Genomic DNA, 25,833 nt, shown 5'->3' with positions numbered 1-25,833 from the left:
CGCCCCGCAACGCAAACCAGGCGAGCGCAGCAACGCCCCGCAAGCGCGCAGCGAACCGCGTCACGACGCAGCACACTGCGTAAGCTCAGACCCGGCCGCCCGCGCGGCCGGTCTGAGCGGGCGACGCAACCCTCTCCCCCATCCCCCGGCCTGGCAGCGCCCCATTTCTCCACGCCGGTAGCCCGGCACGGGTGGTGCACACATGGTGCGCGCCGTCGATGCGCCCGAGGGAATCTGAAGGGAAGGCCGAAGGCCTGGACGAAGATGACGAAGGGGAAGTCCGGAGCGAAGGCTCCGGACCGCAATCGTTGGCGCGCACCATGTGTGCACCACCCGTGCCGGGCGGCCTACGAAGCAATCCCCGCCAAAAAACCAAAGGCCGAGCAAGTCGCGCTCAGCGACTCCCCCGGCCTAGACAGCCCAAAAGAACTCAGACCGGATAGGTCCCAGGCAGCAAGATGCTCCGATCCCCCACCTCAATGCTGCGACGCCCGCAAAGCGCCATCGTCGTATCCATTTCCTTGTACAGAATCTCAAGCACCCGGCGCACGCCGTCCTGCCCATAAGCCCCCAACCCATACAGGAAGGCACGCCCGATCATCGCCCCCCGCGCGCCCAGCGCCACGGCCTTCAGGATGTCCTGGCCAGAACGCACCCCCCCATCCATCCAGACTTCGATCTTCGACCCCACCGCATCCGCAATACCCGGCAACGCAGCGATCGACGACATCGCGCCATCCAGCTGACGCCCGCCATGGTTGCTGACGATCAGCGCATCGGCCCCGCTATTGGCCGCCAACTGCGCATCCTCGACATCCAGGATGCCCTTGATGATCAGCTTGCCGCCCCAGCGCTGCTTGATCCATTCCACATCGTCCCAGCTCAGCCGCGGATCGAACTGCTCGGCCGTCCATGCCGACAGCGACGACAGGTCGCTCACGCCCTTGGCGTGGCCCACGATATTGCCGAACGTGCGGCGCTTGGTGCCCAGCATGCCCATGCACCAGCGCGGCTTGGTCGCCAGGTTGATCAGGTTGCGGATCGTGGGCTTGGGCGGCGTCGACAGCCCGTTCTTGATGTCCTTGTGGCGCTGCCCCAGGATCTGCAGGTCCAGCGTCAGCACCAGCGCCGTGCAGCCGGCCGCCTTCGCGCGGTCGATCAGGTTGGCCACGAACTCGCGGTCGCGCATCACGTACAGCTGGAACCAGAACGGCTTGCCCGTGGCCGCAGCCACGTCTTCCAGCGAGCAGATGCTCATCGTCGACAACGTGAACGGCACGCCGAAGTCTGCCGCCGCCTTGGCCGCCAGGATCTCGCCATCGGCATGCTGCATGCCCGTCAGACCCGTGGGCGAAATGGCCAGGGGCATCACCACATCATGACCCACCAGCGTCGTGCGCAACGAGCGGCCTTCCATGTTCACGGCCACGCGCTGGCGCAGCTTGATCTTCTGGAAATCGCTTTCGTTGGCGCGGTACGTGCCTTCCGTCCAGGCGCCCGAATCGGCGTAGTCGTAGAACATGCGCGGCACGCGCTTTTGCGCAATAGCGCGCAGGTCTTCGATGCAGGTGATCGTGGAGAGATTAGCGGTCATGGTTATTTTTCTGGGAGAAGAGGGACGCAGTCCCAGAGCGGCCTGCCTGCTGCGCGAACGCCCCGCGCATCGATGCGCACCCGCCGTCCGCGCAAGGCGGCGACGCCCTGCGGCGCCGCCCAGTATACGCGTCGGGGCCGGCAAGCGCCCCTTGCCGGCCCCGATTTCCCCTTGTTTACAGGCCTCGCCCGGGCCTCTTGGCGCCGCTTGCGCTAGCGCGGCCAGACCTTGCTGACCGCGCGTATCGTGGCCCATGCCACCCAGCGCGGGCTGGTCAGGCGTGCCCCCGGCAAGCGCCGCAGCACGTCCACCGCCAGGCCGCCGCGGCGATGCCATTCCTTCTTGCGGGTCTGGCTGTCGGTCCAGCGTCCCTCCAGCCACGGGAATTCGCGCCGCCCCGGCTTGTAGACCGGCGGCGTGTTGTAGATAAGGATGTACGCCAGCCGCGGCTGCGGCGAGGTATTGGCGCCCGTGAAATGCAGCGTGCGTGCATCGTGCACCGTGCAGCCGCCCGGTTGCAGCGGTTCGGCCACGGCCTGGCTGCGTGGAAAATCGGCGCAGCATTCCAGCGGATGCAGCGTCTTGTCGCCACCGGGCGAGCGATGTTCCAGCACGTCGCCCTTGTTCGAGCCGGGAATGAACTGCATGCAGCCGTTTTCCAGCGTGGCCGGCTGCAACGCCAGCCAGATGCTCAGCTCGTTGTAGACGAAGTCGGGCGAGCGAAACGCCTCGTCCTGATGCCACGGCGTTTCGGGGCCGTTCAAGGCCGGCTTGAGCAGCGCATGCTCGCCATACAGCGCGGCATCCTCGCCCAGCAGCTGGCGCGCCAATTCCAGCGTGCGTTCGTGATAGCTCGTCTTCAGCAGCCCCGGGGCATAATGGCGCGGATCGTGCAAACTGGGAAACTTGGCCGGCTTGGATGGGTCGTCGCGGCTGATGAAGTCGTATTGGGCCCCCTCGTTGTAGCCGGTCTTGTTCGCGAACAGGTCCAGCAGCGTGCGCCGGATGTACCCCACTTCATCCTGCGGGCACATGTCCGGCAGGGCCAGGTAACCCTGGTCTCGATAGCGCGCTGTTTCTGCTTCCGACAACAAACTGGTCTCTTCCATAATGGCTTCTCCAAGCTTTGCTTGCGGGTGGTCCCGTTGGCACGTTTTGACATGTGCTCTAACGTATCGCTTCGATGCCCAGAGGGCCTATCGACCATCCGCTGTAGCCGGAAGCGCCTAATGCTCCGGTGCGCTGCGGCGCATCATCCGAAGGAAATTTCCATGCAAGACCCTCATTCCGACAGCCATATCGAAACCGTTCATGTCACCGTCAGCGGCACCGTCCAGGGCGTGGGCTACCGCCATGCCGCCGTGCGGCGCGCACACCTGCTGGGCGCCCGGGGATGGGTGCAGAACATGCTGGACGGCACGGTGGAAGCGCTGGTGCAGGGCACGCCCGACCAGGTGGATCACATGCTGGAATGGCTGCGCCGGGGCCCGCCGGGCGCCTATGTGGCCGAGATCATCACGCGCCGGGAATTCACCGACAAGCGTTACGCCCATTTCGAACCGCTGTAGGCGCCGCGCACGGCACACCCCCTGTCATCCGAAAGCGGGGTGGAGCGCGCGAAGCAAAAGGATGAACCGCGGGGATGAACCGCCGGGATGAACCGTGGGAATGAACTGCGGCGGATGAAGCCCGCGCCGGCCAGGCGGCCACCGTGGGCGATCAGCGGTTGCGCAGCCAGCGCCCGCCAACCTGGTTGACGATCAGGCCCGCCAGCACGCCGCCCGCCCCCAGCCATTGCAGGGGTTGCAACTGCTCGCCGAAGGCGGCCGACGCCGCCCACAGGCCCACCACCGGCACCAGCAACGAGAACGGCGCGATCTTGGCGGCGGGGTGGCGCGTCAGCAGCTGGGTCCATAGCGTGTAGGCCAGCAGCGTCGCCAGCACCGCCAGATACAGCACGGAAAGGGCCTCGCTCCAGCCAATGCCGGTGATCATGCCGACGACAGGTTCCCAGCCATCCGCCCACACCGCCAGCGCCAGGAACGGCAGCACCGGCGCGGCGCTGCTCCAGGCAATGAACGCAAAGGGGTCGTAGCCGGGCGACTTGCGGCTGGCCAGCCGCACGATCATGTTCGATACCGCCCACATGAACGCGCCGCCCAGGGTCAGGGTGAATCCCAGCATGGTCATCTGGCCCGGGCCCTCGCCGCGGCCGGCGGCAATGACGGCCAGCCCCACCGCGGCTACCCCCAACCCGATCCAGTGGTGCCGGCGCGCGCGCTCGCTCAGCACGGGCGCGGCCAGCAAAAGCGTGAAGAATGCCTGGGTCTGGATCACCAGCGAGGCCATGCCCGCCGGCATGCCGAATTTCAGCGCCGTGAACAGCAGGCCGAACTGGCCCAGCCCCTGCACCAGCCCGTAAGCCGCGATCCAGTGCCACGGCAGGCGCGGCGGCCGCACGAACAGCACCAGGGGAAATGCCGCCAGCGCAAACCGCAGCGCGCCGAGCATCATGGGAGAGAGGCCTTTCAGGCCGAACTTCATGACGACGAAGTTCAGGCCCCAGATCACCACTACCGCCAAAGCGCAGAGATAATCTTTCCTGGAGAGGTGGGTCGCGGACATGCGTCATTATCGCATCGCCGGCCCTCTCCAATGGCGATTTCAACGGCTGGAAAGCACCTTTTTGAAGGCGTCGATCGCGGCGTCGATACCGGCGTCATCGATGTGCCGGTGGGTCACGCAGCGCAGCCGCGTACGGCCCCACGGGCGGGTCAGAAGGCCCGCCGCTTCCAGCGCCGTCACCCAGTGCGCGTTGGTCATGCCGGTATCAGCGGTCTCGACCTGCACGATGTTGGTCTGCGGCACCGTCGCCGACAGCACCGGGTCCAGCCGGTTCAGCCCGTCGCTCAGGCGGCGCGCGCGGGCATGGTCTTCGCCCAGGCGGGCGCCCATGTGCTGCACGCCTTCCATGCCGGCCGCGGCCATGATGCCGGCCTGGCGCTGCGTGCCGCCCAGCATGCGGCGCAGGGTACGCGCCCGCGTCATCACCGCGCGCGGCCCCGACAGCACGGCGCCCACCGGCGCGCTCAGGCCCTTGGACAGGCACAGCGACACCGTGTCGGCATGGCGCGCGATCTCGATGGGTTCCACGCCCAGCGCCACCGCGGCGTTGAACATGCGCGCGCCGTCCAGGTGCACCGCGATGCCGCCGGCATGCGCCATGCCGTAGACGGCCTGCATGTGATCCAGCGGCAGCACCGTGCCGCCAGCGTTGTTGTGCGACGTTTCCATGGCCACCAGCGAGGTCTTGAGCTTGTGGCCGCCGGACAGCAACGCGTCTTCCAGGCGGTTCAGGTCCATGGCGCCGTCGGTGCCGGGCACGCCCTGGTAGAACAGGCCGGTGAAGGTGGCCGCGCCCCGTTCCGACGTGTACATGTGCGCGGCCGACTCCAGCACCACCTGTTCATTGCGCTGCGTCTGCGCCAGCACGGCCAGCAGGTTGGCCATGGTGCAGCTGGGCACGAACAGTCCGGCTTCCTTGCCCAGGCATGCCGCCACGTGGGCTTCCAGCGCACGCACGCTGGGGTCGCCATCCAGCCCGTCGTCGCCGATGGGCGCCGTTTGCATGCGCTCGTACATCTCGGCGGTGGGCTGGGTCACGGTGTCGCTGCGCAGGTCGACAAGTGCGCGGGATGGGTCGTCGGAGATCCGCTGGGTCATGACTATCAGTGCTGCAAAATTTTGGAAAGGAATTGGCGCGTGCGGGGGGCACGGGCGTCCACGTTGCCGAAGAATTCGTCCTTGACGCAGTCTTCGACGATCTTGCCGCCGTCCATGAAGATCACCCGGTCGGCGACGCGGCGGGCAAACCCCATTTCGTGGGTCACCACCATCATCGTCATGCCGTCGCCGGCCAGGTCGGTCATCACGTCCAGCACTTCATTGACCATCTCGGGGTCCAGCGCCGAAGTCGGTTCGTCGAACAGCATGACGACCGGGTCCATCGACAGCGCGCGGGCGATCGCCACGCGCTGCTGCTGGCCGCCCGACAGTTCGCCGGGGTGCTTGTCCTTGTGCGCCGACAGGCCCACGCGTTCAAGCAGCGTCAGCGCCCGCGCGCGGGCCTCGTCCTTGCCGCGCTTCAAGACCTTGACCTGGCCCAGGCACAGGTTTTCCGTCACCGTCAGGTGCGGGAACAGCTCGAAATGCTGGAACACCATGCCGGCCACCGAACGCAGCTTGGGCAGGTTGGTGCGGGGATCGCCCACCGCAATGCCGTTGACGATGATCTCGCCCTTCTGGAAGGGTTCCAGCGCGTTCACGGTCTTGATCAGGGTGGACTTGCCCGAGCCCGACGGGCCGCACACCACCACCACCTCGCCGCGACCGACGGTCGTCGTGCAGTCATCCAGTACCTGGAAGGCGCCATACCATTTGCTGACCTGGCGGATCTCGATCATCGGAGGGTTCGAAGAAAGTTGCATCGTTGGACCTGTGGATAACCCGGGGCGCCTAGCGCAGCACCCGGACGCGCTTTTCCAGCCGTTTGACCAGACGGGATGCCGTGAAGCAGATCACGAAATACACCACCGCCACGAAGAGATAGAGTTCAACCAGCCGACCGTCGCGCTGGCCGATCTTGGACGCCGCGCCCAGGAAGTCGGTCAGCGACAGCACATACACCAGCGACGTGTCCTGGAACAGGATGATGACGCGCGTCAGCAACGCCGGCACCATGTTGCGCACCGCCTGCGGCAGGATCACGTAGCGCATGCCCTGCCAGTGGTTCAGGCCCAGCGCCATGCTGGCCGAGACCTGGCCACGGGCAATCGACTGGATGCCGGCGCGCATGATCTCGCAGAAGTACGCCGCCTCGAACAGCGTGAACGTCACCACCGCCGAATTGAACGCCCCCACGCGCAGCGGCGTGGGCGAACCGACGATCCAGGCCGCGATGTACGGCACCAGGAAATAGAACCAGAAGATCACCAGCAAGAGCGGCACCGAACGCATCACGTTCACGTAGATGCCCGCCGGCACCGACAGGATCTTGTGGCGGGACAGCCGCATCATCGCCAGCAGGGTGCCCAGCGCCAGCCCCATCACCGCTGCCAGCAGCGTGAGGGTCAGCGTGAACGTCATGCCGGTCTGGAACAGGTACGGCAGCGCGCTGCCGATGACGTCGAAATCGAATTTGCCCATGGCTGCCCCTAGCGACCGTTCTTGGCCGCCGCGCCGATCAGGCCGGGGACCGCCACGTGGCGTTCAAGCATGCGCATGCCAAACACGACGATGCCGTTCAGAATCAGGTAGATCACCGTCGCGGCCGAGAAGGCCTCGAAGATGTGGAAGCTGAATTCCGCCATGGAACGGGACTGGCCCGTCAGCTCCAGCAGGCCGATGGTCAACGCCACCGACGAATACTTGACCGTGCCCATGAACTCGGAAGTCAGCGGGGGCAGGACGATGCGATAGGCCTCGGGCAGGATGATGTAGCGGTACACCTGCACTTCGGTCAGGCCCAGCGCCGTGCCCGCCTGGAACTGGCCGCGCGGCAGCGACTGGATGCCGGCACGCAATTGTTCGGCCACGCGCGCCGACCCATAGAAGCCCAGGCACATCACCGCCGGCACGAACTGGCCCCAGGGCTGCGGCATCTGCTTCATCGCCAGCCCCCAGGCATGCGGCAGCAGCTCGGGCAGCACGAAATACCACAGGAACATCTGCACCAGCAGCGGCACGTTGCGGAAAATCTCGACGTAGGTGGCGCCTACGGCATTGGCCACGCGCGACGACGCGGTGCGCAGCACGCCCAGACAGGAACCGAGCAGCAGGGAGAACACCCATGCCGTCAGCGCCAGCGCCAGGGTCCAGCCCACGCCGATCAGGATGGTCTCCAGGAAGGTATGCACGCCGTCGGGCGACATCTCCAGGAAGACGCTCCAGCTCCAGTTGTAATTCATGCTTCGGGACCTGTAGAACTGAAAGGAGGCGCCGGCGGGCGGCGCCTTGTCCGCACATCGCCGCGATGCCCGAACGGGCATCCACGGCGTGGCCGGCTTACTCGTAGGCCTTGGGGTCGCCCGAGTCGGTCGGATGAGCCAGGGCGCGCTTGAGCGCGTCGCTCATCGGGTACTTCAGGTTGATGTTCTTGGGCGGGATCGGCGAATTGAAGTACTTCTCGTAGATCGCCGCGACGCGACCGTTCTTGATCAATTCCAGCACGGCCTCGTCCACCACCTTCTTGAAGGCGACGTCGTCCTTGGGCTGCATGATGCCGTAGGGCGCCAGTTCCAGGCCCTTGGTGCCGATCACGAACACGTCCGGATTCTTGGCCGAGGCCACGGCGCCGTATGCGATGCCGTCGTCATTGGCCGAGCCGGCGGCGCGGCCCGACTCCACCATCAGCAGCGTTTCCGCCGTATCCTTGGTGGGCGCCATGGTGATGCCCAGGCTGCCCTCGGCGTTCAGGCGCGAGATCAGCTTGAACGTCTGGCCGCCGGCCTGCGCCGCGATCGACTTGCCCCGGAACGAGGCCAGGTTGTTCGGGTCCACGCCGCCGTCCTTGCGGGCCACCAGCACCACCTGCGCCACGAACGTGGTGGGCGCGAACGACACCAGCTTGTGGCGTTCCAGGTTATTGGTGGTGTTGCCGCATTCCAGATCGATGGTGCCGTTGGCCAGCAACGGGATCCGGGTGGCAGAAGTGGTGGGGTTGTAACGCACGTCCAGCTTGGGCAGCTTGAGCGCGGTTTTGACGTATTGGGCGATTTCCTGGCAGATCTCGACGGTATAGCCCACCGGCTTCTGGTTGCCGTCCAGGTAGGCGAACGGCACCGAGGTCTCGGGGTGGCCGATGGTGATCACGCCGGTTTCACGGATCTTGTCCAGGCGGCTAGGGCCTTCGGCGTGGGCGGCGGCGCTGCCGAGCAGGGCGGCGGCGACCGAGATCGCGGCAAATGCTTTCATCGTATTCCCTTGGCGCCATGCGAGCGGCGCGTGTTTATGTTCACGAACAGCGGTACCAGACTGCCTAAATACCGCCGCGTCCCGCGATGAGCCCCGCGGCTGGCAAAAAGTATCAACTAGCGTTATGGTTTTATCCAGTTCCAATCGGGTATTCCTCTATACGGATTTGATATGGCCATTACACGAATGGGCTTACGGCACATCGAGGCTTTCCGGGCCGTCATGATGACCGGCTCCATGACCGCGGCCGCCAGGCGAGTACACACCTCGCAGCCGCACGTTAGCCGCTTAATCGCGCAATTGGAAGCAATCACCCAGTTTCCCCTGTTCGACCGCAACGGCAGCCGCCTGACCCCCACCCAGGACGGTTCGCGCTTCTTTCAAGAGGTGGAAAAGACCTTCATCGGCCTGGCCGGCCTGGAATCGGCGGCGGCCAGCATCCGCTCGTTCAGCGCCAGCCGCCTGAGCGTGGCGGCCATGCCGCGGCTGGCCGGCGGCCTGCTGGCGCGCATCGTGGCCGCCTTCAAGACCGAGTACCCGGATGTGATGGTGTCGATCCACTCGGGCAACGCCAGCGCCGTGCATAACTGGATCAGTTCGGGGTTCTGCGACACCGGGCTGGCCATGCTATCGGGCGATTCACCCGGCATCCAGGTCGAACCCGTGCTGACGATGAATTGCGTGGCGGTGCTGCCCAAGGGCCACCGGCTGACCAAGCTAAAAAAGCTCAAACCCGCCGATTTCGCGGGCGAGCCCTTCATTGCCTTCCCCAGCGCCACGCCGCTGCGGGAAAAGATCGACGCCGTCTTCAAGGCCGCCAAGGTCGAACGCCAGACGGTGGCCGAAGCCGGCCTGGGCTCGTCGGTCTGTGCGCTGGTCGGCGCCGGGCTGGGCGTGGCGCTGATCAACCCGCTGGCGGCGCGCGAGGAATACGAAGCCAACGGGGTGGAGGTGCGCCCCTTCAGCCCCGCCGTGCCGGTCACGGTAGCGCTGCTGTACCCGCCGTACCACACCCGCACCCGCCTGGTCAGCGTGTTCTCGCGCTACGCCCACCAGTTGATGCAGGAAGAGATGGCCGACTTGAAGGCCCGGCCGGCGCGCTAAATGCCGCTGGCCAGCCTGGACGGGAAGCCGGCGGCCGCGCTCGCCATCAAGCAGGTGTGCGCGGCGCCCCAGGCGGCGTCGCCGCGGCCGCCTCGGGGGCACGCAAGTCCAGCCAGGCCACCAGCAGCAAGCCGCCCGCCAGCCCCAGGTGCTCGAAGAAGGCATTGGCGGCCATGAAGCGGTCTTGCCCAAGGGGCATTTCCCAGAACCGCAACGCCAGCCCGGTGGCCGCCAACGTGAAACCGGCCAGCGCCACCGCCCCCAGCCAACGCAGCCGGCCGGTCAGGATCATGGCCGACGCCGCCAGTTCCAGCACAATCACCAGCACCGCGAAAAGCGGCTCGGGCGACAGGCCGAAATGCGCCATCTCGCGCAGGGCGCCAGGAAAGTCCGTGAGCTTGACCCAGCCGCCTTGTAGATAGGCCGCGCACAGGCCCAGGTAAGCCAGGAACCGCAGGGCAGGGGAACCGAACAGCGGCCGGGCGGCGCCCGCCAGCCGCTGTTCCCAGGAAGAAGGCGCATGCATGGCCGGACTCCCTCAAACCGCCCAGCACGCGCAGCCCAGCGCGCCGAAAAAGCCCTGCAGGTCGCCGCTAGGCGCCTTCGAGGCCCACGCCTTGGCGTGGTCGTGGCCGTGCACGCCGCAAGCGCTGGCGCAGCCGCAGGCGGCCATGTTGCGGTAGCCCAGCGAATTGCGGCCGGCGCCGTCGGGATCCCCCCAGGCGGCATAGCCGCCGAACAGGCGCGTGGGCGACCAGTCCGGCATGGCGGGCGGCAACGGGTTCTCGTCCAGCGGTCCGAAATCACCGCCGCCATAGACCACGCGGCCGCCCACCACCGTCAGATCCGACGTCAGAAACGAGATGTCGTCTTCGGCGCAGCTGAAATAGTCTTTGCTGGGCACGATGAAGTCGGCCAGCTGGCCGGCCTGGATGCGGCCGCGCTTGCCTTCCTCGTTCGAGAACCAGGCGACGTTCTCGGTCCACATGCGCAGCGCCGTCTCGCGGTCCAGGCAGTTGCGCGCCGGATACAGGCGCGTGCCGCCCACGGTCTTGCCGGTGATCATCCAGGACAGCGATACCCACGGGTTGTAGGACGCGACGCGCGTGGCGTCCGTGCCTGCCGATACCTTCACGCCCCGCTGCAAAATCTTGGCCACGGGCGGCGAGGCCTCGGCGGCCGCCGCGCCATAGCGCTCGATGAAGTATTCGCCCTGATAGGCCATGCGGTGCTGCACGGCAATACCGCCGCCCAGCGCGGCAATGCGGTCGATCGACTTGTCGGAGATGGTTTCGGCGTGGTCGAAGAACCAGTTCAAGCCGGTCAGCGGCGTGTCCTGGTGCACTTTCTCGAACACGTCCAGCGCCCGCGAGATGGTCTCGTCATAGGTCGCATGCAGGCGCCACGGCCAGCGGTTCTGCGCCAGCACCCGCACCACCTCTTCCAGCTCGCCTTCCATTTCCGCCGGCATGTCGGGCCGCTCGACGCGGAAGTCCTCGAAGTCGGCCGCCGAGAACACCAGCATCTCACCCGCACCGTTGTGGCGGAAGTAATCGGTGCCTTGCTTGTACTTCACGCTGGACGTCCAGTTCAGGAAGTCTTCCTTTTCCTGCTTGGGCTTCTGGGTGAACAGGTTGTAGGCCAGGCGCACCGTCATCTGGCCATCGTCGGCCAGCTTCTGGATGACGGCATAGTCGTCGGGATAGTTCTGGAAGCCGCCGCCGGCATCGATCACGCCGGTCACGCCCAGGCGGTTCAATTCCCGCATGAAATGGCGCGTCGAATTGAGCTGGTAGTCGAACGGCAGCTTGGGCCCCTTGGCCAGCGTGGCGTACAGAATGGTGGCATTTGGTTTGGCCAGCAGCAGCCCGGTAGGGTTGCCCTGGCTGTCGCGGATGATCTCGCCGCCCGGCGGGTTGGGCGTCGTCTTGGTGTAGCCCACGGCACGCAGCGCGGCGCCATTGAGCAGGGCGCGGTCGTACAGGTGCAGGATGAACACCGGTGTGTCCGGCGCGATGGCGTTGATCTCGTCGATGGTGGGCAGGCGCTTCTCGGCAAATTGATGCTCGGTGAAGCCGCCCACGATCCGCACCCACTGCGGGGCCGGCGTGATGGCCACCTGGCGCTTGAGCATGCCCATGGCATCGGCCAGCGAACGCACGCCGTCCCAGCGCAGTTCCATGTTGTAGTTCAGGCCCCCGCGCACCACGTGCGTGTGGTTGTCGAACAGCCCCGGCAGCACGCCGCGGCCCTTCAGGTCGACGCGCCGGGCGGTCGAGCCGGCCAGCGCCATGACCTCGGCATCGGTGCCGACGGCAACGAAGCGGCCGTCCTTGATCGCGACTGCGCTGGCCTGTGGCCGGGCGCGGTCCAGCGTGGTGATGCGGCCGTTGTAGAAAACGACATCCGGGGTGGCGTTTGACGTGTCGGACATGGAGGAATCTCCTTGGGATCGGGCAATGGCGCGGCTGCCCAGCAGGCTATTGAGCGCCAGGGTAGAAGCAACACCAATGAGGTCGCGGCGAGTAGGCATACGATATTCCTTTGGTGCGTGAATGGGGTCAGCCCTGGGCCTTGTCCCCGGGGTCTTTGGCCTGTGCCTGGCGGCCGGGCAGCTGCCCGAAAACATGGCTCACCGCCTTCTCTTTGTTGCAGGCCGCGACAAACGCGGTGCCGCTGAGCCACTGCTTGCCCACCGGCACGATCTGCTCGCCGACCAGGATGCCGAGCAGGCCGATCAGCGCCACCAGCGGCGGCGCGGGCGAGCGCACCTGCAGCAGGCTGTACACCACGCCGACCAGCAGGCCGGCGCCAAGGGAAAGTAGATAGATCTTCATGGATTTCCTTGCGGGATGAATGGGGTCAGGCATGCGTATCGGCCAGCAGGACTTCGGTGTCGTCCAGGGCCATGATGCGTAGATCGGTTTCATCATGGATGGCTACGCCGTCGCCGCCATCCACGGGGATATCGTTGACGGTCAAGCGCCCCTTGGCGGCCACCAGGTAGCCACGGCGCGCGCCTTGCGCGAAACGGTAGGTGGCCGCTTGCCCGGCCTTCAGCGCAACTGCCAGCACGCGCGCGTCGCTGCGGATCGGCAACGCGTCGTCATCGCCCTCCAGGCCGCTGGCCAGTGTGACGAACTGGCCATGGCACGCCTCGCGGGCAAAGGTCTTACGGCCCCAGCTGGGCGGCACGCCGCGGCGGTCCGGCTCGATCCAGATCTGGAACACGCGGGCAGGGCCGCCTTCCATGTTGAATTCGGCGTGCGTCACGCCGCTGCCCGCGCTCATCACCTGCACATCGCCCACCCGGGTACGGCCGCGGTTGCCCAGGTCGTCTTCGTGCGTCAGCGCGCCTTCGCGCACGCAGGTGATGATTTCCATATCCGTCTGCAACAGGGGCGGAAACCCCGCGCCCGCCGCGATCGTCTCATCGTTCCACGCGCGCAGCGCCCCCCAGCGCATCCGCTTGGGGTCCTGGTAGCCAGCGAACGAAAAGTGGTGCTTGGCATCGAGCCAGCCACGGCGGGCATGGCCCAGGCTTTCAAGGGGACGGCGCTCAATCATGGCGAGCCTCTTTCGATGATCCCTGCTTCAAGGCCAGGAAGTGATGGACTTCCGGCTTGTCCGGCCCGATATGAAAGCGCAGCGTCTCGGCCTGCAGATCGGCATCGGCATGCGATACCCGATGATGCTGGCGCAAGTGTTCAGCCCACGATTCCACGAAGAACCACTCCACCACGCGCTGCGGATCGTTCGTGTGTTCGACCACGCCCCAGGCATAGGCGCCGTCGCGCAAGCGTTCCTGCGACAAGCGTTGCATCGCATCCAGGAACGCCGGGCGGTCTTCCTGGCGAATGCGGTATTCCACCTGCACCATCACCGGCCCGCGGTCGTTGGCCACCGATTCCGCCACCAGCGGCTCGGGCCAGTGGTTGGATGCCTGCAGATCCGCTTCGCCCACCGGCAGGCGAACACGGTGGAACAACAGCGCCACCAGCACCAGGCCTGCCGCGCTGGCCGCCAGGGCGTAGGGCACGCCGATCTCTCGGGCCACCAGGCCCCAGCCCAGGCTGCCGGCGGCCATCGCGCCGTTGAACACCATCAGGTACACGGCCAGGCCGCGGCCACGCACCCAGTTCGGCAGAATCGCCTGGGCCACGCTGTTGAAAGTCGTCAACGCAGTGATCCAGCCCATGCCCAGCAGCACCAGCAACAGCACGGCCAGCCACTTGGGCGGGGCAAACACCAGCATCGCCATGACCGCCGCACTGACCACCGACGCCAGCAGCACCAGCCCGTCCGTATCCAGATGCGCGCTCAGCCGCGGCATCACCAGGGCGCCAATGATGGCGCCGGCGCCCACCGCGCCCAGCAACACACCGTAGAACCCCGCGGTGCCGCCCAGCATCTGCCGCGCCACCAGGGGCAGCAGGGCCCACACGGCGCTGGCAAACAGGAAGAACACGGCGGCGCGCAACAGCACGCGGTGCAGTTCCTTGCTGGCCCGCGTGTAACGCAGGCCGGCGCGGAAAGCCCCCAGGAAGTTTTCCGACAAGGCGCTGTCGGTGGCGGCCGGGCGCTTCCACCAGAGCAGGGCGGCAATCACGAAGACGTAGCTCAGCACATCCATGCCGTAGGTCACCGCGGCGCCGAAGCTGGCCAGTATCAGGCCGCCCGCGGCCGGGCCGATGGCCCGCGCAATGTTGATCCCCAGCGAGTTCAGCGCCACCGCGCCTTTCAGATTCTCGCGCGGCACCAGCTCGGGCACGATGGACTGCCAGGTCGGCCCCATCAACGCCGCGCCGATACCGCCCACGAAGGTCAGCGCAATCAGGTAATCCACCGTCAATGCGCCAAAGTGCGACAGCACCAGCAGCGTGCCGCTGACCGACGCCAGCAGCAGTTGCACCACTATCAGGAAGCGCCGCCGGTCCAGAATGTCCGACAGCACGCCGGCCGGAATCGCCAGGAGAAAGATCGGCAGCGTCGCTGCCGTCTGGATCAGGGCCACGGCGGTCGGGCTGGCGGACAGGTCCGTCACCAGCCAGGAGCTGGCCACGTCGCGCATGAAGCTGCCGACGTTGCCCAGCACCGTGGCCGCCCACAACACGGCAAACACGGGCTGGCGCAGCGCCACGAAGCTGCCTCCCGCGGAATGGTTCTTCTGGTCTGGCACGGTGCGCTCCTGGTTCCGGGATTACTTGGCCGGGTTGGGGCCGATGCGTTCGCCGTGCTGCACGCGCTCGGCCAGCTTGTGAACGTGGGTCACGGCGTAGTCGATGCCCATGCCGTACGCGCCAGAATGTTCCTTGACGATGGCGGTGACGGCGTCATAGGTTTCCTTGCGGGCCCAGTCGCGCTGCCATTCCAGCAACACTTGCTGCCAGGTCACCGGCACCACGCCGGCCTGGATCATGCGGTCCATGGCGTACTTGTGCGCATCCACCGAGGTGCCGCCCGAAGCGTCGGCCACCATGTAGATCTCGTAGTCGCCTTCCAGCATGGCGCACAGCGCGAAGGTGGTGTTGCAGACTTCGGTCCACAGGCCCGCCACGATGACCTTCTTGCGGCCGTTGGCGGCCAGCGCGTCACGCACGTTCTGGTCGTCCCACGAATTCATCGAGGTGCGTTCCAGGATCTTGTTGTCCGGAAACACGGCCAGCAGTTCAGGGAAAGTATTGCCCGAGAAGCTCTCGGTCTCCACCGTGGTGATGGTGGTGGGGATGTTGAAGGTGCGCGCGGCCTTGGCCAGGCCCACCACGTTGTTCTTCAGCGTCTGGCGGTCGATCGACTGCACGCCGAATGCCATCTGCGGCTGCTGGTCGATGAAGATGATCTGGCTGTTCTCGGGGGTCAGGACTTCGAGGTATTTGCGGTTCGACATGGCGGGTCTCTTTTTCAGGGGATCAGTCAAAAGGGGCGGCGAAATGAATTCGGGGTCCTCGCAGGCGGCTTGTGCCTGCACCGTTTCAGGGCTGCTGGAAGCGCCGCTTGAAGCTTCCGTCTGCGTTGTCTGTCGGTATAGGCATATTAGGGATGGGTCCGTCCCCTGAGAATCCGCCGCACGGAATTCCATCCTTTCCATTTTTTGCATGATCCCTCTGGCGTACTGCGATTGCGTGACCCTTTGCAAGGCAATCTTGTATGGGCAATAGGCAGCCGCTATCATCGGCGCGAACTGATACCTGAGAGCGCACGATGAATAAACTGCCCGATCTGGAAGGGTGGGCGATCTTCGCCAAGGTTGCCGAGACCGGGTCGTTCGCCAAGACCGCCACGGAACTGTCGGTGGCCCAGGCCACGGTTTCCAAGACCATCACCCGGCTGGAAACCCGCATGAAGACCACGCTGTTCCACCGCACGTCGCGCAGCATGACGCTGACCGAATCGGGTTACGCCGCCCTGGAGCGGGCCGCCCGCATCCTCGAGGAAGGCGAAGCGGTCGAAGCCGAGGTCACGGAAAAATCCACCAGCCTGCGCGGCAAGATCCGCCTGGCCGCGCCCATGTCGTTCGGCGTCACGCACCTGGCGCCGATGCTGCCGCCCTTCATGCAGGCGCATCCCGACGTGGGCCTGGAAATCGAATTCAACGACAAGCAGGCCGACCTGGTGTCCGAGCGCTTCGACGTGGCGCTGCGCATCTCCAACCTGGTGGATTCCACCCTGCTGGCGCGGCGCCTGTGCTCGGTGCGCATCCTGCTGGTGGGCGCACCCGGCTACTTCAAGCGTGCGGGCAAGCCCAAGCACCCGCGCGACCTGGCGCAGCACAACGCGCTGCAATACATGTATGCCCGCAACGGCGCCAGCTGGCGCTTTCGCCACGAGAAGCACGGCGAGTTTTCGCAGGCCTTGCCCATCCACCTGAACGTCAACAACGCCGAAGCCCTGGCGCCCGCGCTGCGGGCCGGCATGGGCCTGGCGCTGCAACCGGAATTCCTGGCCTGGGAAGACCTGCAATCGGGCGCCCTGGAAACCGCCATGGACGACTGGCAGGTGGACCCGATCGCGCTGCACATCGTCACGCCACCGGGGCGGCGCCGGCCGGCCCGGGTGCAGGCGCTGATCGAATACCTGGCGCAGCGCCTGACGGCCGAGCCGTGGGCGAATGACGTCCAACAATAACCATGCGCGCCGGTTAGCATGAAAGAAAAGGGGGCCGCATCTGCGGCCCCCATTTTCCTGGTCCCCTCGTCAGTAGCGCCAGCGCACGCCCAGCGTGCCGCTATGATCGCGGTTCCCCCCTCCGAATTGCCCGTTGTAGCCCAGGGAAAGGCTGGCAGAACGGGAAACGGCCAGATCCAGACCCAACTCACCAAATGCCGCATTGCGCGCGATTGGCGTACCGGCCACCGTAAAGACCTGGCCGCCATCGAAAGCCAGGCGAGCATCGGGATTCACGTCGCCAAACGCACGGCGCCAACCGCCCGCTGCGATCAGCTTGCCTTCCATACGCCCGGCGGAAAAGCCTGCCGCGCCGCGCACGCCCAGCGAGGTCGTCGTCAGGATATTGCGGCTTTTCTCACCGCTCAGCGCAGCGGCCCCGCCGGACTCCGAGAAGCCTTTCGTGCGCAGATCGCTCCATGCGACTCCCAGAAACGGCTCAATCTGGCTACGTTCCGTCACGGCAAGGGCATAGCCCAACTCGGAAAACAGCTGACCATTTCCCGCGCCGTAGTCGGCGGTCAGCTTCTGATCCGCCCCTGCCACCGACGCGTGACGTTCGGTACCGATGTCATTCCAGGTATAGGAGGCGCCAAGCAGTAGATTCACCTTGCCGGGCCCGGCCTGCACGCTGCGACCGCCATACAGCATGGCGGTGTAGCTACCGACGCGGGCCTTGGATGCGCGATCGTCCACTTTCATACGGCCATCCGTAAACCCGAGCGCGCCGCCGATACGCCAGCCGGCACCTGCCGCATGGTCTGCACCGACAAAGACACCACCGGTATTTTGCGTGACCCGCCCCACGTTCCCGTCACCTTTGAACGTCTGCCAGTTCCCCACGACTTCCGCCCAAGCTGGCTGCGCCATCGACGAGGGCAGCGCCGAGGCCATCACGCCGTCGCCCGCTTGCGCTGTGGGTGTGCCCGGCGCCATGCCAGCGCCCAGGTTGGCGCGCAAATGCTTGAACGGCACACCTCGAACATTCAGACTCGTGGCTGCGAGGCTGGCGGCCATGCTGGCATGTGCCTCACCGGACAGACTGTCAAAAACCCCTGCGGGAGCGCCCTCTGGCAAGGTCAGAACGTATTGGCGCAGCGGATTGGACTCCGGCAAGCGATCCAACACATTGGCAACATTGCGCTGATTGCTGGTCTGGGCAGCGCTGGCAAAGCTCACCTCGCGCGAGTCCTCCTGCCGGCGAGCCAGCTGGAGCGTCACCGCCTTGTCGGTATAGCCCAAAGAGGGCTCGAGATAGGCGTAGCTCGAACTCGCCTGCGCAAAGGTTCCATTGATCCTGTCCGCCGTCAGGATCGTATAGGTCTGGGCGGGCTGGAAATTCCCCTCCGGCCCGACGTGCAACACCGCGCCCCCGAGATTGGCGGTACCACGGACCACAATACGGTCACTGTAGGTCGACTTGGGTGCGGGATACGCTTTCACGAGATAGGTGGATCCGGGTTGCATCGTCAGATCGCCTTGTACGGTAAGCGTGCCGTACTGCCAGCCCATTTCAATCGTGCCGCCCGCCGCGATGGTCGTCGTTCCTACCGTCCCGGTTCCTTCCAAGGTCGCGCCGGACGATATCTCCAGCGTTCCGCCAAGTTTGCTGTCCCGTAGGATGACCAAGCGGCCTGCCTCAACCTGGGTGCGCCCCGAAAATGCCGAGCTGTCGCCATTGATCACCAACTCGCCCGACCCACGTTTACGCAGCAAGCCTGTGCCGCTCAAAGGACCAAATATGGAGCCCAAGTCGTCGGTCTCATAGAGCAACGTTCCCGCAGCGCCAATCTCTATCGGCCAGATTCCGGTGCTATTGGAAGTGAAGACCACCCCCCCTTCCAAAATACGCCACTGCTGGTAAGCGTTGTTGTCGTTCAATCGCAGAAATCCTGCGCCGGTCTTAATGATCAGACCTGGGCCAGAAATGTCACCTGCGAAATAGCTATCCGTTGGCTCATTCAATACCACCGTCGCGATATTGATAAGATTGCCGCGAATGGTGCGGGTGCTGCCCTCCAGCGTTCCGCGCCATACGATCGTATTGCGATATGCGTTCCCGCTATTGGCAAGAACGAGCACGCCGTCCCCCTCCTTGGCCAAGTCCCCAGTACCGGCAACTGCAGAACCAAGAATGAATCGATTGCCAGCATCCGCAATGTCCAGCGTCGCTCCCAACGGCCCGATCTCTACGTTGCGCACCATCTGGCTGAAGGCGGTACCCGTTACCTGCAATGTCGACCCGCTGATGTACAAGCGCCCACTGGCTGCACCCAGGTTCGCGTCGCGAGAAACACTCAGTACGCTACTCTCAATAATCTCCGTACCGCCTGTGTAGGTGTTTGTGCCGCTAAGCACAAGCCTGGTGTTGCCCGTTTTTGACAAGGCGCGATCGCCGCTGATCACTCCAGAGAAATTCCCTTCAACTACGCTCAGGGGCGTGCCTGTCGATCCGAGCTCCAACCTGCCTGCGCCCTGCAGATTCCGGATGAACGGAGCACTGCCAGCCAAATCCAGCGTTGCCCCTGCAGCAACGGAAACGACGCGCGCTCCGTAGAGCAACTGGCTCAATCCGTATGTGTTGGCTACGCCTTTGAGCGTGCCAGCGTCCACATGGACCTCACCCGTGCCGGAGGTGTCGGCGTAGGGCACAATACCGATGCTGATGGTGCCGGCATTGCTCGCATTGCCAAACCGGACAATACCGTCCCGTACCACAAGCCCCCCTCCCAGATCCAGCGTCTTGCCCGATGCCGCTGCGATCGTGCCACCCTGCGCACCGACCCTCAGCGTCTGATCATAGAGAAACGAGCCATCGGCCGTCACCTCCAAGGTTCCTCCCTGGAAATCGATATCTCCCGGGCCGAGCTGCGCCGGATCGCCGATGCTGACGGTGTTGCCGGCAGAGATCACTGTGGCGTTTGCAGACAGACTTGCTAGCCACAACGTGCCGCACAGCCCGCCATTCATCAGGATCGCCGTCAGTTTGCGCAACGTGGAAGGCGCCTTGTGGCGAAAACGCGCCTGATGAGGTTTCAAATACAAGAAGAAATGGAAATGCGCCGTTCGATTCATAGTTCTTATGTCTTTGTTGATTGCAGGGTCGAAAGCTCAAGAGCTTTCGGCGAGGCGGTCAGAAAGAGTTTTTTAACGAGCGAACGAATGCTAACTTAAATCAAGCGATCAAATAAAACGCCCTCCGGGCGGAGGGCGTTTCAGGTCAGTCAATGGCGCAGCAGCGCCGTCGCAAGCGATCAAACGTCGATGTTGCCCGCCGACAGCGCGTGCGCTTCGATGAAGTTGCGGCGCGGTTCGACGTCGTCGCCCATCAGCGTGGTGAAGACCTCGTCCGCCGCAATGGCGTCTTCGATCTGCACGCGCAGCAGGCGGCGCACCTTCGGGTCCATCGTGGTTTCCCACAGCTGTTCCGGGTTCATTTCGCCCAGACCCTTGTAGCGCTGCTTGGAGATGCTGCGGTCGGCTTCGCTGCGCAGCCACTGCATGGCTTCGCGGAAGTCGGACACGGCCTGTTCCTTGCGCTTGTCGCCTTCGCCACGCGCGGCCAGCGAGCGCGGGCCCACCTTGCCCGAGAAGCTCTTGGCGGCCTTGGACAGGATGGCGTAGTCGCTGCCGTTGACGAAGTCGGCGTCGATGATGCTGACGCGCACGTTGCCGTGGTGCATGCGTTGCACCGACAGGCGGTGGCGTTCGGTGGCTTCGTCGAATTCGGGCACGACGTCCACGCCATTGCCGCTGACCGGATCACGCATGGCATCGGCCAGGCGCTTGGCCGAATCGGCGGCGGCTTCGGCCGAGTCCAGGTTGATCTCGACGCCTTCGGCCATGGCCGACAGCGCGGCCACGTCGAACACGCGGGCCAGGCGGGCCATCACGCCGTCGGCCGCCACGTACTGGCGAGCCAGGTCGCTGAGTTCATCACCGCGGATGATGTTGCCGCCCGAGATGATCTCGGCGTCTTTCAGGGCCAGCTGGAGCATGAACTGCGCTTCTTCCTGGGCATCCTTCAGGTAGCGTTCTTCGCGGCCAACCTTGACCTTGTACAGCGGCGGCTGGGCGATGTAGACGTAGCCGCGTTGCACCAGCTCGGGCATCTGGCGGTACAGCAGCGTCAGAAGCAAGGTGCGGATGTGCGCACCGTCGACGTCCGCGTCGGTCATGATGATCAGGCGGTGGTAGCGCAGCTTGTCGACGTTGAAGTCGGGGCCAATGCTGGTGCCCAATGCAGTGATCAGGGTGGCGATCTGTTCGCTGGCGATCAGGCGGTCAAAGCGCGCCTTTTCCACGTTCAGCACCTTGCCGCGCAGCGGCAGGATGGCCTGGAACTTGCGATCACGGCCTTGCTTGGCCGAGCCGCCTGCGGAGTCGCCCTCGACGATGTACAGCTCGCACAGCGCCGGGTCTTTTTCCTGGCAGTCAGCCAGCTTGCCGGGCAGGCCGGCGCCTTCCAGCACGCTCTTGCGACGCGTCATTTCGCGCGCCTTGCGGGCGGCTTCGCGGGCACGGGCGGCTTCGACGATCTTGTTGCACAGGGCCTTGGCGTCGTTCGGGTGTTCGAGCAGCCAGGTTTCCAGCGTGCGGGCCACGGCTTCTTCGACGGCCGGACGCACTTCGCTGGACACCAGCTTGTCCTTGGTCTGGCTGCTGAACTTGGGCTCGGGCACCTTCACCGACAGCACGCAGGCCAGGCCTTCGCGCATGTCGTCGCCGGACGTCTCGACCTTGGCCTTCTTGGCCAGCTCGTTGTCGGTGATGTACTTGTTGATGATGCGGGTCATCGCCGCGCGCAGGCCGGTCAGGTGCGAGCCGCCGTCGCGCTGCGGGATGTTGTTGGTGAAGCACAGCACGCTTTCGCTGTAGCTGTCGTTCCACTGCATCGCCACTTCCACGCCCACCGACACGCCGCCCGCGGCGGACTCGGTGCTGACCGAGAACACGTTCGGGTGCAGCACGGTCTTGGCGCGGTTGATGTATTCGACAAAGCCCTTCACGCCGCCCGAGAAGGCGAAGTTCTCTTCCTTGCCCTGGCGCTGGTCGATCAGGCGGATCTTGACGCCATTGTTCAGGAACGAGAGCTCGCGCAGGCGCTTGGAGAGAATCTCGTAGTGGTATTCGATGTTGTTGAAGATGACCGGGTCGGCCAGGAAGCGCACTTCGGTGCCGCGCTTGTCGGTCGTGCCGGTCACGGCCAGGGGGGCGACGCGCTCGCCCTGGCGGAATTCCATCTGGTGCACTTCGCCGTTGCGGCGGATGGTCAGGCGCAGCCATTCGGACAGGGCGTTCACGCAAGACACGCCCACGCCGTGCAGGCCGCCGGACACCTTGTACGAGTTCTGGTCGAACTTGCCGCCGGCGTGCAGCTCGGTCATGACGATTTCCGCCGCGCTGCGGTGGAATTCGTCGTCCTTGTGGATATCCGTAGGGATGCCGCGGCCGTTGTCGGTGACCGAGATGGAGTTGTCGGTGTGGATCGTGACGACGATGTCGTCGCAATAGCCGGCCAGCGCTTCGTCAATGGCGTTGTCGACGACTTCGAACACCATGTGGTGCAAGCCGGTGCCGTCGGACGTGTCCCCGATGTACATGCCGGGGCGCTTGCGCACGGCCTCCAGCCCCTTGAGCATCTTGATCGAGTCGGCGCCGTAGCCGCCGTTCTCGGGAGTGGTGTTCTGCTGATCTGACATGTCTGTATCGATAACGCTTTAAAGAACGGCCTGGCGGCCGGACCGCCGACGAGCCATCAGGCCCGTGGCGGCACAAACCCACATGAGCGCGGACTTAGATCCGCATGGGCATGACGACGTATTTGAACTGGTCGTCTTCGGGCAGGGTGATGAGCGCCGACGCGTTGGCATCGGGCATGACCGACCACTGGATGTTGTCCACTTTGACGTTGGCCAGCACGTCGAGCAGGTAGCCGACGTTGAAGCCCACGTCCAGCGGCTCGTGGCCGTAGTCGATGTCGATTTCTTCCTGCGCCTCTTCCTGCTCGGCGTTCGAGGACGAGATCTTCATCTGGTTCTGCGCCAGCTGCAGGCGCACGCCCTTGAACTTGTCGGTGGTGAGAATGGCGGCGCGTTGCAGGCTGCCCTGCAAGGCTTCGCGGCCCACCAGGAAGTGGCGCGAGTAATTCGTGGGAATCACGCGCGTGAAATCGGGGAACTTGCCTTCGACCAGCTTGGACACCAGCTCGACGTCGCCGAAACGGAAACGGATCTGGCCCGGCGCCACGTCGATCGACACGACTTCGTCGGAGTCTTCGAGCAGGCGCTGCATTTCAAGCACGGTCTTGCGCGGCACGATCACTTCGTGGCGTTCGCTGATGCCGTCTGCTTCGGTGGAGCAGTGGGCCAGGCGGTGACCGTCGGTGGCAACCGCGCGCACACGGCCCGGTTCGAACACCAGCAGCATGCCGTTCAGGTAGTAGCGGATGTCCTGTTGGGCCATGGCGAAGTGCACCATGTTGAACAGGTGGCGCAGCGTGCGTTGCGGCATGGTCAGCGACACGTCCCACTGCTCGGGCTGAGCCACGGTGGGGAATTCGCTGGCGGCCAGCGTCTGCAGGGCAAAGCGGCTCTTGGCCGATTGCACCGACAGCTTGTTGCTGGCCAGCGCCAGGCGCACATCGCCCGTATCGGGCAGGGCCTTCAGGATGTCGAGCAGCTTGCGCGCCGCAACGGTGGTGGACTCGTTGTCGTGGCCCACGCCGAAGTCGGCATGCGTCGTGATCTGTACTTCGAGGTCGGTCGCAATGAAGGCAACCTTGTTGCCTTCCTTGCGCATCAGGATGTTCGCCAGGATGGGCAGGGTATGGCGTCTTTCGACGATGCCCGCCACGGTCGACAGCGGTTTCAGCAATGCATCGCGTGTGGTTTGTACGAGTTGCATGGTCATCCTTTTAGAGTTTGTTCCAACACGTGCAGGGTATGGTTGAGCTCCGCTTGCTTTGCGCGGGCGTCGGAAATCTTGCGTACGGCGTGCAGGACGGTGGTGTGATCACGACCACCGAACAGGTCGCCGATTTCCGGCAGGCTTTTCTGGGTCAGCTCCTTCGCCAGGTACATAGCGACCTGGCGCGGCAACGCGATATTGGCCGGCCGGCGTTTCGAATACATGTCGGCCACTTTGATCTTGTAGAAATCCGCCACCGTCTTCTGGATGTTTTCCACGGTGATCTGTCCGTTGGACACGGACAGCAGATCCTTCAGGGCTTCCTTGCAGACGTCCACCGTCAGCACGTCGCGGCCATGGAAGCGGGCGTAGGCCAGCACCTTGCGCAACGCGCCTTCAAGTTCGCGCACATTGCTGCGCAGGTGCTTGGCGATGAAGAACGCCACTTCCTCGGGCATGGGCACGCCTTCGGACTCGGCCTTGCGCAGCAGGATCGCCACGCGCATCTCGAGTTCAGGCGGCTCGATCGCGACTGTCAGGCCGGAATCGAAGCGCGAGATCAGGCGGCTGTCGATGCCCGACAGTTCCTTCGGGTACGTGTCGCTGGTGATGATGATCTGCTTGCGCTGCGCGACCATCGCCTCGAACGCATAGAAGAATTCTTCCTGCGTGCGGTTCTTGCCGGAGAAGAACTGGATATCGTCGATCAGCAGCAGGTCCAGCGAGTGGTAGTAGCGCTTGAAATCGTCGAACGCCTTGCGCTGGTACGCCTTGACCACGTCGGACACGTATTGGTCGGCATGCACGTAGCGCACACGCACCCCGGTGCCGGCCGCCACCATGGCGTTGCCGATGGCGTGGATCAAGTGGGTCTTGCCGAGGCCCACGCCGCCATACAGGAACAGCGGGTTGTAGGACGTACCCGGGTTCTCGGCCACCTGCAGCGCGGCAGCGCGCGCCAGCTGGTTGGCCTTACCCGTCACGAAGTTCTCGAACGTCAGGTCGGTGTTCAGGCGCGAGCGCTCGTACACGATGTTCGCGGCATCCGCGTTGACGGCAGCCGCGCCCGCACTGGGTGCGGGGGCTGCCGGCGCGGCGGGCTGCGCGGCCATGCCGGGCGGCGGCGCACCGCCTGACGGCGTGGCACCGGACAGTGGCGTATGCGCGGGCTGCTGGGCGCGCACGGGCGCGACAGGCATGCGCGGCGTCGCGCCCTGCGAGGGCAACTCGAACAAAACCTGTACCGGACGCTCGAACCACTCCGCGGCCAACGCTTCGATCTGGTGGGAGAAGTTCTTGCGCACCCAGTCCAGCTTGAACCGGTTGGGGGCGGCAACGCGCAGCACCGCCTGCGTCTCGTCATACGCAAGCGGGACCAGCGGTCGTATCCACGCGCTGATTTGTTGGGGGGGGAGTTCCTGCTCAAGACGACTGACGCAGGTCTGCCAGAATTCTTTCATGTCGCTCTTATTCAAACCTCGATTCTACCTTGCCTGGGCATGGGTTATCCACAGGGTAGGGCATAAGCTTGCACATGCCGCCAGCTTAACTGTTTGACAAGACAGGGAAAACTTGCTGAAATGGTGGGCTTTTCCGAATTCTGTCTGTCAGAAGGTTTCGCAGAAGGCCCAGTATCAACGTGAGCGCTACACTAGCGTTCGCCTGGAATCCTGGCCTTGCTGAATAGGTCGCCCGGGGAATCCCCGGCCCCCAAGCCCCGTCTACAAGTCTGATTTTGCTGGCGTTTTTGCACCTTGGTGCCATGACGCGGCGCAATCGCTTACTAGATACCCGCTTTGGATCCGCGACCAGGAACCCTCCGGGCAGGTCCCTTCTGACTTTTGTTCTTTTTGTGGATCGTCCATGAAACGTACCTACCAACCTTCCGTTACCCGCCGCAAGCGCACCCATGGCTTTCGCGTGCGCATGAAAACCCGCGCTGGCCGCGCCATCCTGAGCGCCCGCCGCGCCAAGGGCCGCAAGCGTCTGGCCGTCTAAGTCCCGCGTTTCCGGTCTTTTGCCGGAAGCCTGACTTTTTTTGCACGGACCGGCCATATTGCAAGACCTCTCGCAATCCCGTCCCGGTTCCG

22 protein-coding genes are annotated in these 25,833 nt (G+C 64.8%); 4 read left to right on the top strand and 18 right to left on the bottom strand.

The features are described 5' to 3' along the window. Positions 1-430 precede the first annotated feature (430 nt). Together U858_RS0128010 and U858_RS0128005 are read right to left on the bottom strand one after the other, a co-directional pair. Positions 431-1,594, bottom strand: coding sequence for an alpha-hydroxy acid oxidase (locus U858_RS0128010; protein WP_025140428.1), 1,164 nt, complete (start codon positions 1,592-1,594; stop codon positions 431-433). Positions 1,595-1,806: 212 nt separating this feature from the next. After that, positions 1,807-2,703: a phytanoyl-CoA dioxygenase family protein gene (locus U858_RS0128005; RefSeq protein WP_025140427.1), complete on the bottom strand. Its 897-nt coding sequence runs from the start codon at positions 2,701-2,703 to the stop codon at positions 1,807-1,809. A gap of 162 nt (positions 2,704-2,865) precedes the next feature. On the opposite strand from U858_RS0128005, the gene U858_RS0128000 reads away from it, so the two are divergent. Then, positions 2,866-3,162 carry an acylphosphatase gene (locus U858_RS0128000; protein ID WP_025140426.1) on the top strand — a complete coding sequence of 99 codons (297 nt, stop codon included), beginning with the start codon at positions 2,866-2,868 and terminating at the stop codon, positions 3,160-3,162. Between the two features lie 151 nt (positions 3,163-3,313). On the opposite strand, the gene U858_RS0127995 is transcribed toward U858_RS0128000, so the two are convergent. The 6 genes from U858_RS0127995 to U858_RS0127970 all read right to left on the bottom strand — a co-directional run bounded on the left by U858_RS0127995 (position 3,314) and on the right by U858_RS0127970 (position 8,566). Then, positions 3,314-4,219: an EamA family transporter gene (locus U858_RS0127995; RefSeq protein WP_025140425.1), complete on the bottom strand. Its 906-nt coding sequence runs from the start codon at positions 4,217-4,219 to the stop codon at positions 3,314-3,316. 39 nt (positions 4,220-4,258) lie between these two features. After that, positions 4,259-5,317: a low specificity L-threonine aldolase gene (locus tag U858_RS0127990; protein ID WP_025140424.1), complete on the bottom strand. Its 1,059-nt coding sequence runs from the start codon at positions 5,315-5,317 to the stop codon at positions 4,259-4,261. Positions 5,318-5,322: 5 nt separating this feature from the next. Beyond that, positions 5,323-6,057, bottom strand: coding sequence for an amino acid ABC transporter ATP-binding protein (locus tag U858_RS0127985; RefSeq protein WP_025140423.1), 735 nt, complete (start codon positions 6,055-6,057; stop codon positions 5,323-5,325). Positions 6,058-6,109: 52 nt separating this feature from the next. Further along, positions 6,110-6,799 (bottom strand): amino acid ABC transporter permease, encoded by a 690-nt coding sequence (locus U858_RS0127980; RefSeq protein ID WP_025140422.1) that lies wholly within the window; start codon positions 6,797-6,799, stop codon positions 6,110-6,112. Between the two features lie 8 nt (positions 6,800-6,807). Beyond that, positions 6,808-7,560, bottom strand: a complete 753-nt coding sequence (locus tag U858_RS0127975) for an amino acid ABC transporter permease (RefSeq protein WP_025140421.1) — start codon at positions 7,558-7,560, stop codon at positions 6,808-6,810. 97 nt (positions 7,561-7,657) lie between these two features. Further along, positions 7,658-8,566, bottom strand: a complete 909-nt coding sequence (locus U858_RS0127970; RefSeq protein ID WP_025140420.1) for an amino acid ABC transporter substrate-binding protein — start codon at positions 8,564-8,566, stop codon at positions 7,658-7,660. Positions 8,567-8,737: 171 nt separating this feature from the next. Between U858_RS0127970 and U858_RS0127965 the strand changes: the two genes are divergently transcribed. Next, on the top strand, positions 8,738-9,670 hold the full coding sequence (locus U858_RS0127965) for a LysR substrate-binding domain-containing protein (protein ID WP_025140419.1): 933 nt from the start codon (positions 8,738-8,740) through the stop codon (positions 9,668-9,670). A gap of 46 nt (positions 9,671-9,716) precedes the next feature. Here U858_RS0127965 and U858_RS0127960 read toward each other — a convergent pair whose 3' ends face one another. The 6 genes from U858_RS0127960 to U858_RS0127935 form a co-directional block, all read right to left on the bottom strand. Further along, positions 9,717-10,196, bottom strand: a complete 480-nt coding sequence (locus tag U858_RS0127960) for a DoxX family protein (protein WP_025140418.1) — start codon at positions 10,194-10,196, stop codon at positions 9,717-9,719. Positions 10,197-10,208: 12 nt separating this feature from the next. Beyond that, positions 10,209-12,104, bottom strand: coding sequence for an amidohydrolase (locus U858_RS0127955; RefSeq protein ID WP_025140417.1), 1,896 nt, complete (start codon positions 12,102-12,104; stop codon positions 10,209-10,211). 127 nt (positions 12,105-12,231) lie between these two features. After that, positions 12,232-12,507 carry a XapX domain-containing protein gene (locus U858_RS0127950; RefSeq protein WP_025140416.1) on the bottom strand — a complete coding sequence of 92 codons (276 nt, stop codon included), beginning with the start codon at positions 12,505-12,507 and terminating at the stop codon, positions 12,232-12,234. A gap of 25 nt (positions 12,508-12,532) precedes the next feature. Next, positions 12,533-13,237, bottom strand: coding sequence for a pirin family protein (locus tag U858_RS0127945; RefSeq protein ID WP_025140415.1), 705 nt, complete (start codon positions 13,235-13,237; stop codon positions 12,533-12,535). Beyond that, on the bottom strand, positions 13,230-14,849 hold the full coding sequence (locus U858_RS0127940) for an MFS transporter (RefSeq protein ID WP_025140414.1): 1,620 nt from the start codon (positions 14,847-14,849) through the stop codon (positions 13,230-13,232). Before U858_RS0127940 ends, U858_RS0127945 begins: the two co-directional genes overlap by 8 nt. Positions 14,850-14,870: 21 nt before the next feature. Continuing rightward, positions 14,871-15,557, bottom strand: coding sequence for a hydrolase (locus tag U858_RS0127935; RefSeq protein WP_025140413.1), 687 nt, complete (start codon positions 15,555-15,557; stop codon positions 14,871-14,873). A gap of 314 nt (positions 15,558-15,871) precedes the next feature. Here U858_RS0127935 and U858_RS0127930 point away from each other — a divergent pair, with 314 nt between their 5' ends. Then, positions 15,872-16,795 carry a LysR family transcriptional regulator gene (locus U858_RS0127930; RefSeq protein WP_025140412.1) on the top strand — a complete coding sequence of 308 codons (924 nt, stop codon included), beginning with the start codon at positions 15,872-15,874 and terminating at the stop codon, positions 16,793-16,795. A gap of 69 nt (positions 16,796-16,864) precedes the next feature. Here U858_RS0127930 and U858_RS34445 read toward each other — a convergent pair whose 3' ends face one another. The 4 genes from U858_RS34445 to dnaA all read right to left on the bottom strand — a co-directional run bounded on the left by U858_RS34445 (position 16,865) and on the right by dnaA (position 25,203). Next, the gene (locus tag U858_RS34445; RefSeq protein WP_025140411.1) at positions 16,865-19,909 is read right to left on the bottom strand and encodes an autotransporter domain-containing protein; all 3,045 of its coding nucleotides are present in this window, start codon (positions 19,907-19,909) and stop codon (positions 16,865-16,867) included. Positions 19,910-20,088: 179 nt separating this feature from the next. Beyond that, on the bottom strand, positions 20,089-22,536 hold the full coding sequence (gene gyrB, locus U858_RS0127920; protein WP_025140410.1) for a DNA topoisomerase (ATP-hydrolyzing) subunit B: 2,448 nt from the start codon (positions 22,534-22,536) through the stop codon (positions 20,089-20,091). Positions 22,537-22,630: 94 nt separating this feature from the next. Beyond that, positions 22,631-23,740 (bottom strand): DNA polymerase III subunit beta, encoded by a 1,110-nt coding sequence (gene dnaN / locus U858_RS0127915; protein ID WP_025140409.1) that lies wholly within the window; start codon positions 23,738-23,740, stop codon positions 22,631-22,633. A gap of 2 nt (positions 23,741-23,742) precedes the next feature. Continuing rightward, positions 23,743-25,203 carry a chromosomal replication initiator protein DnaA gene (gene dnaA / locus U858_RS0127910; protein ID WP_025140408.1) on the bottom strand — a complete coding sequence of 487 codons (1,461 nt, stop codon included), beginning with the start codon at positions 25,201-25,203 and terminating at the stop codon, positions 23,743-23,745. A 403-nt stretch (positions 25,204-25,606) separates the two neighbouring features. Between dnaA and rpmH the strand changes: the two genes are divergently transcribed. Beyond that, positions 25,607-25,741, top strand: a complete 135-nt coding sequence (rpmH, locus tag U858_RS0127905) for a 50S ribosomal protein L34 (protein ID WP_006228069.1) — start codon at positions 25,607-25,609, stop codon at positions 25,739-25,741. Positions 25,742-25,833 lie beyond the last annotated feature (92 nt).

Origin of the sequence: Achromobacter sp. DH1f (assembly GCF_000633435.1) — a bacterium.
Lineage (GTDB): Bacteria > Pseudomonadota > Gammaproteobacteria > Burkholderiales > Burkholderiaceae_B > Achromobacter > Achromobacter deleyi.
The sequence above is the reverse complement of the archived record's forward strand: the minus strand, read 5'-3'. Positions and strand labels throughout refer to the sequence as shown.

Bases quoted from the DNA above. Each gene is read 5' to 3' on its own strand.
- U858_RS0128010 (WP_025140428.1), bottom strand. From the start codon at position 1,594: ATGACCGCTAATCTCTCCACGATCACCTGCATCGAAGACCTGCGCGCT.
- U858_RS0128005 (WP_025140427.1), bottom strand. From the start codon at position 2,703: ATGGAAGAGACCAGTTTGTTGTCGGAAGCAGAAACAGCGCGCTATCGA.
- U858_RS0128000 (WP_025140426.1), top strand. From the start codon at position 2,866: ATGCAAGACCCTCATTCCGACAGCCATATCGAAACCGTTCATGTCACC.
- U858_RS0127995 (WP_025140425.1), bottom strand. From the start codon at position 4,219: ATGTCCGCGACCCACCTCTCCAGGAAAGATTATCTCTGCGCTTTGGCG.
- U858_RS0127990 (WP_025140424.1), bottom strand. From the start codon at position 5,317: ATGACCCAGCGGATCTCCGACGACCCATCCCGCGCACTTGTCGACCTG.
- U858_RS0127985 (WP_025140423.1), bottom strand. From the start codon at position 6,057: ATGATCGAGATCCGCCAGGTCAGCAAATGGTATGGCGCCTTCCAGGTA.
- U858_RS0127980 (WP_025140422.1), bottom strand. From the start codon at position 6,799: ATGGGCAAATTCGATTTCGACGTCATCGGCAGCGCGCTGCCGTACCTG.
- U858_RS0127975 (WP_025140421.1), bottom strand. From the start codon at position 7,560: ATGAATTACAACTGGAGCTGGAGCGTCTTCCTGGAGATGTCGCCCGAC.
- U858_RS0127970 (WP_025140420.1), bottom strand. From the start codon at position 8,566: ATGAAAGCATTTGCCGCGATCTCGGTCGCCGCCGCCCTGCTCGGCAGC.
- U858_RS0127965 (WP_025140419.1), top strand. From the start codon at position 8,738: ATGGCCATTACACGAATGGGCTTACGGCACATCGAGGCTTTCCGGGCC.
- U858_RS0127960 (WP_025140418.1), bottom strand. From the start codon at position 10,196: ATGCATGCGCCTTCTTCCTGGGAACAGCGGCTGGCGGGCGCCGCCCGG.
- U858_RS0127955 (WP_025140417.1), bottom strand. From the start codon at position 12,104: ATGTCCGACACGTCAAACGCCACCCCGGATGTCGTTTTCTACAACGGC.
- U858_RS0127950 (WP_025140416.1), bottom strand. From the start codon at position 12,507: ATGAAGATCTATCTACTTTCCCTTGGCGCCGGCCTGCTGGTCGGCGTG.
- U858_RS0127945 (WP_025140415.1), bottom strand. From the start codon at position 13,237: ATGATTGAGCGCCGTCCCCTTGAAAGCCTGGGCCATGCCCGCCGTGGC.
- U858_RS0127935 (WP_025140413.1), bottom strand. From the start codon at position 15,557: ATGTCGAACCGCAAATACCTCGAAGTCCTGACCCCCGAGAACAGCCAG.
- U858_RS0127930 (WP_025140412.1), top strand. From the start codon at position 15,872: ATGAATAAACTGCCCGATCTGGAAGGGTGGGCGATCTTCGCCAAGGTT.
- U858_RS34445 (WP_025140411.1), bottom strand. From the start codon at position 19,909: ATGAATCGAACGGCGCATTTCCATTTCTTCTTGTATTTGAAACCTCAT.
- gyrB (WP_025140410.1), bottom strand. From the start codon at position 22,536: ATGTCAGATCAGCAGAACACCACTCCCGAGAACGGCGGCTACGGCGCC.
- dnaN (WP_025140409.1), bottom strand. From the start codon at position 23,740: ATGCAACTCGTACAAACCACACGCGATGCATTGCTGAAACCGCTGTCG.
- dnaA (WP_025140408.1), bottom strand. From the start codon at position 25,203: ATGAAAGAATTCTGGCAGACCTGCGTCAGTCGTCTTGAGCAGGAACTC.
- rpmH (WP_006228069.1), top strand. From the start codon at position 25,607: ATGAAACGTACCTACCAACCTTCCGTTACCCGCCGCAAGCGCACCCAT.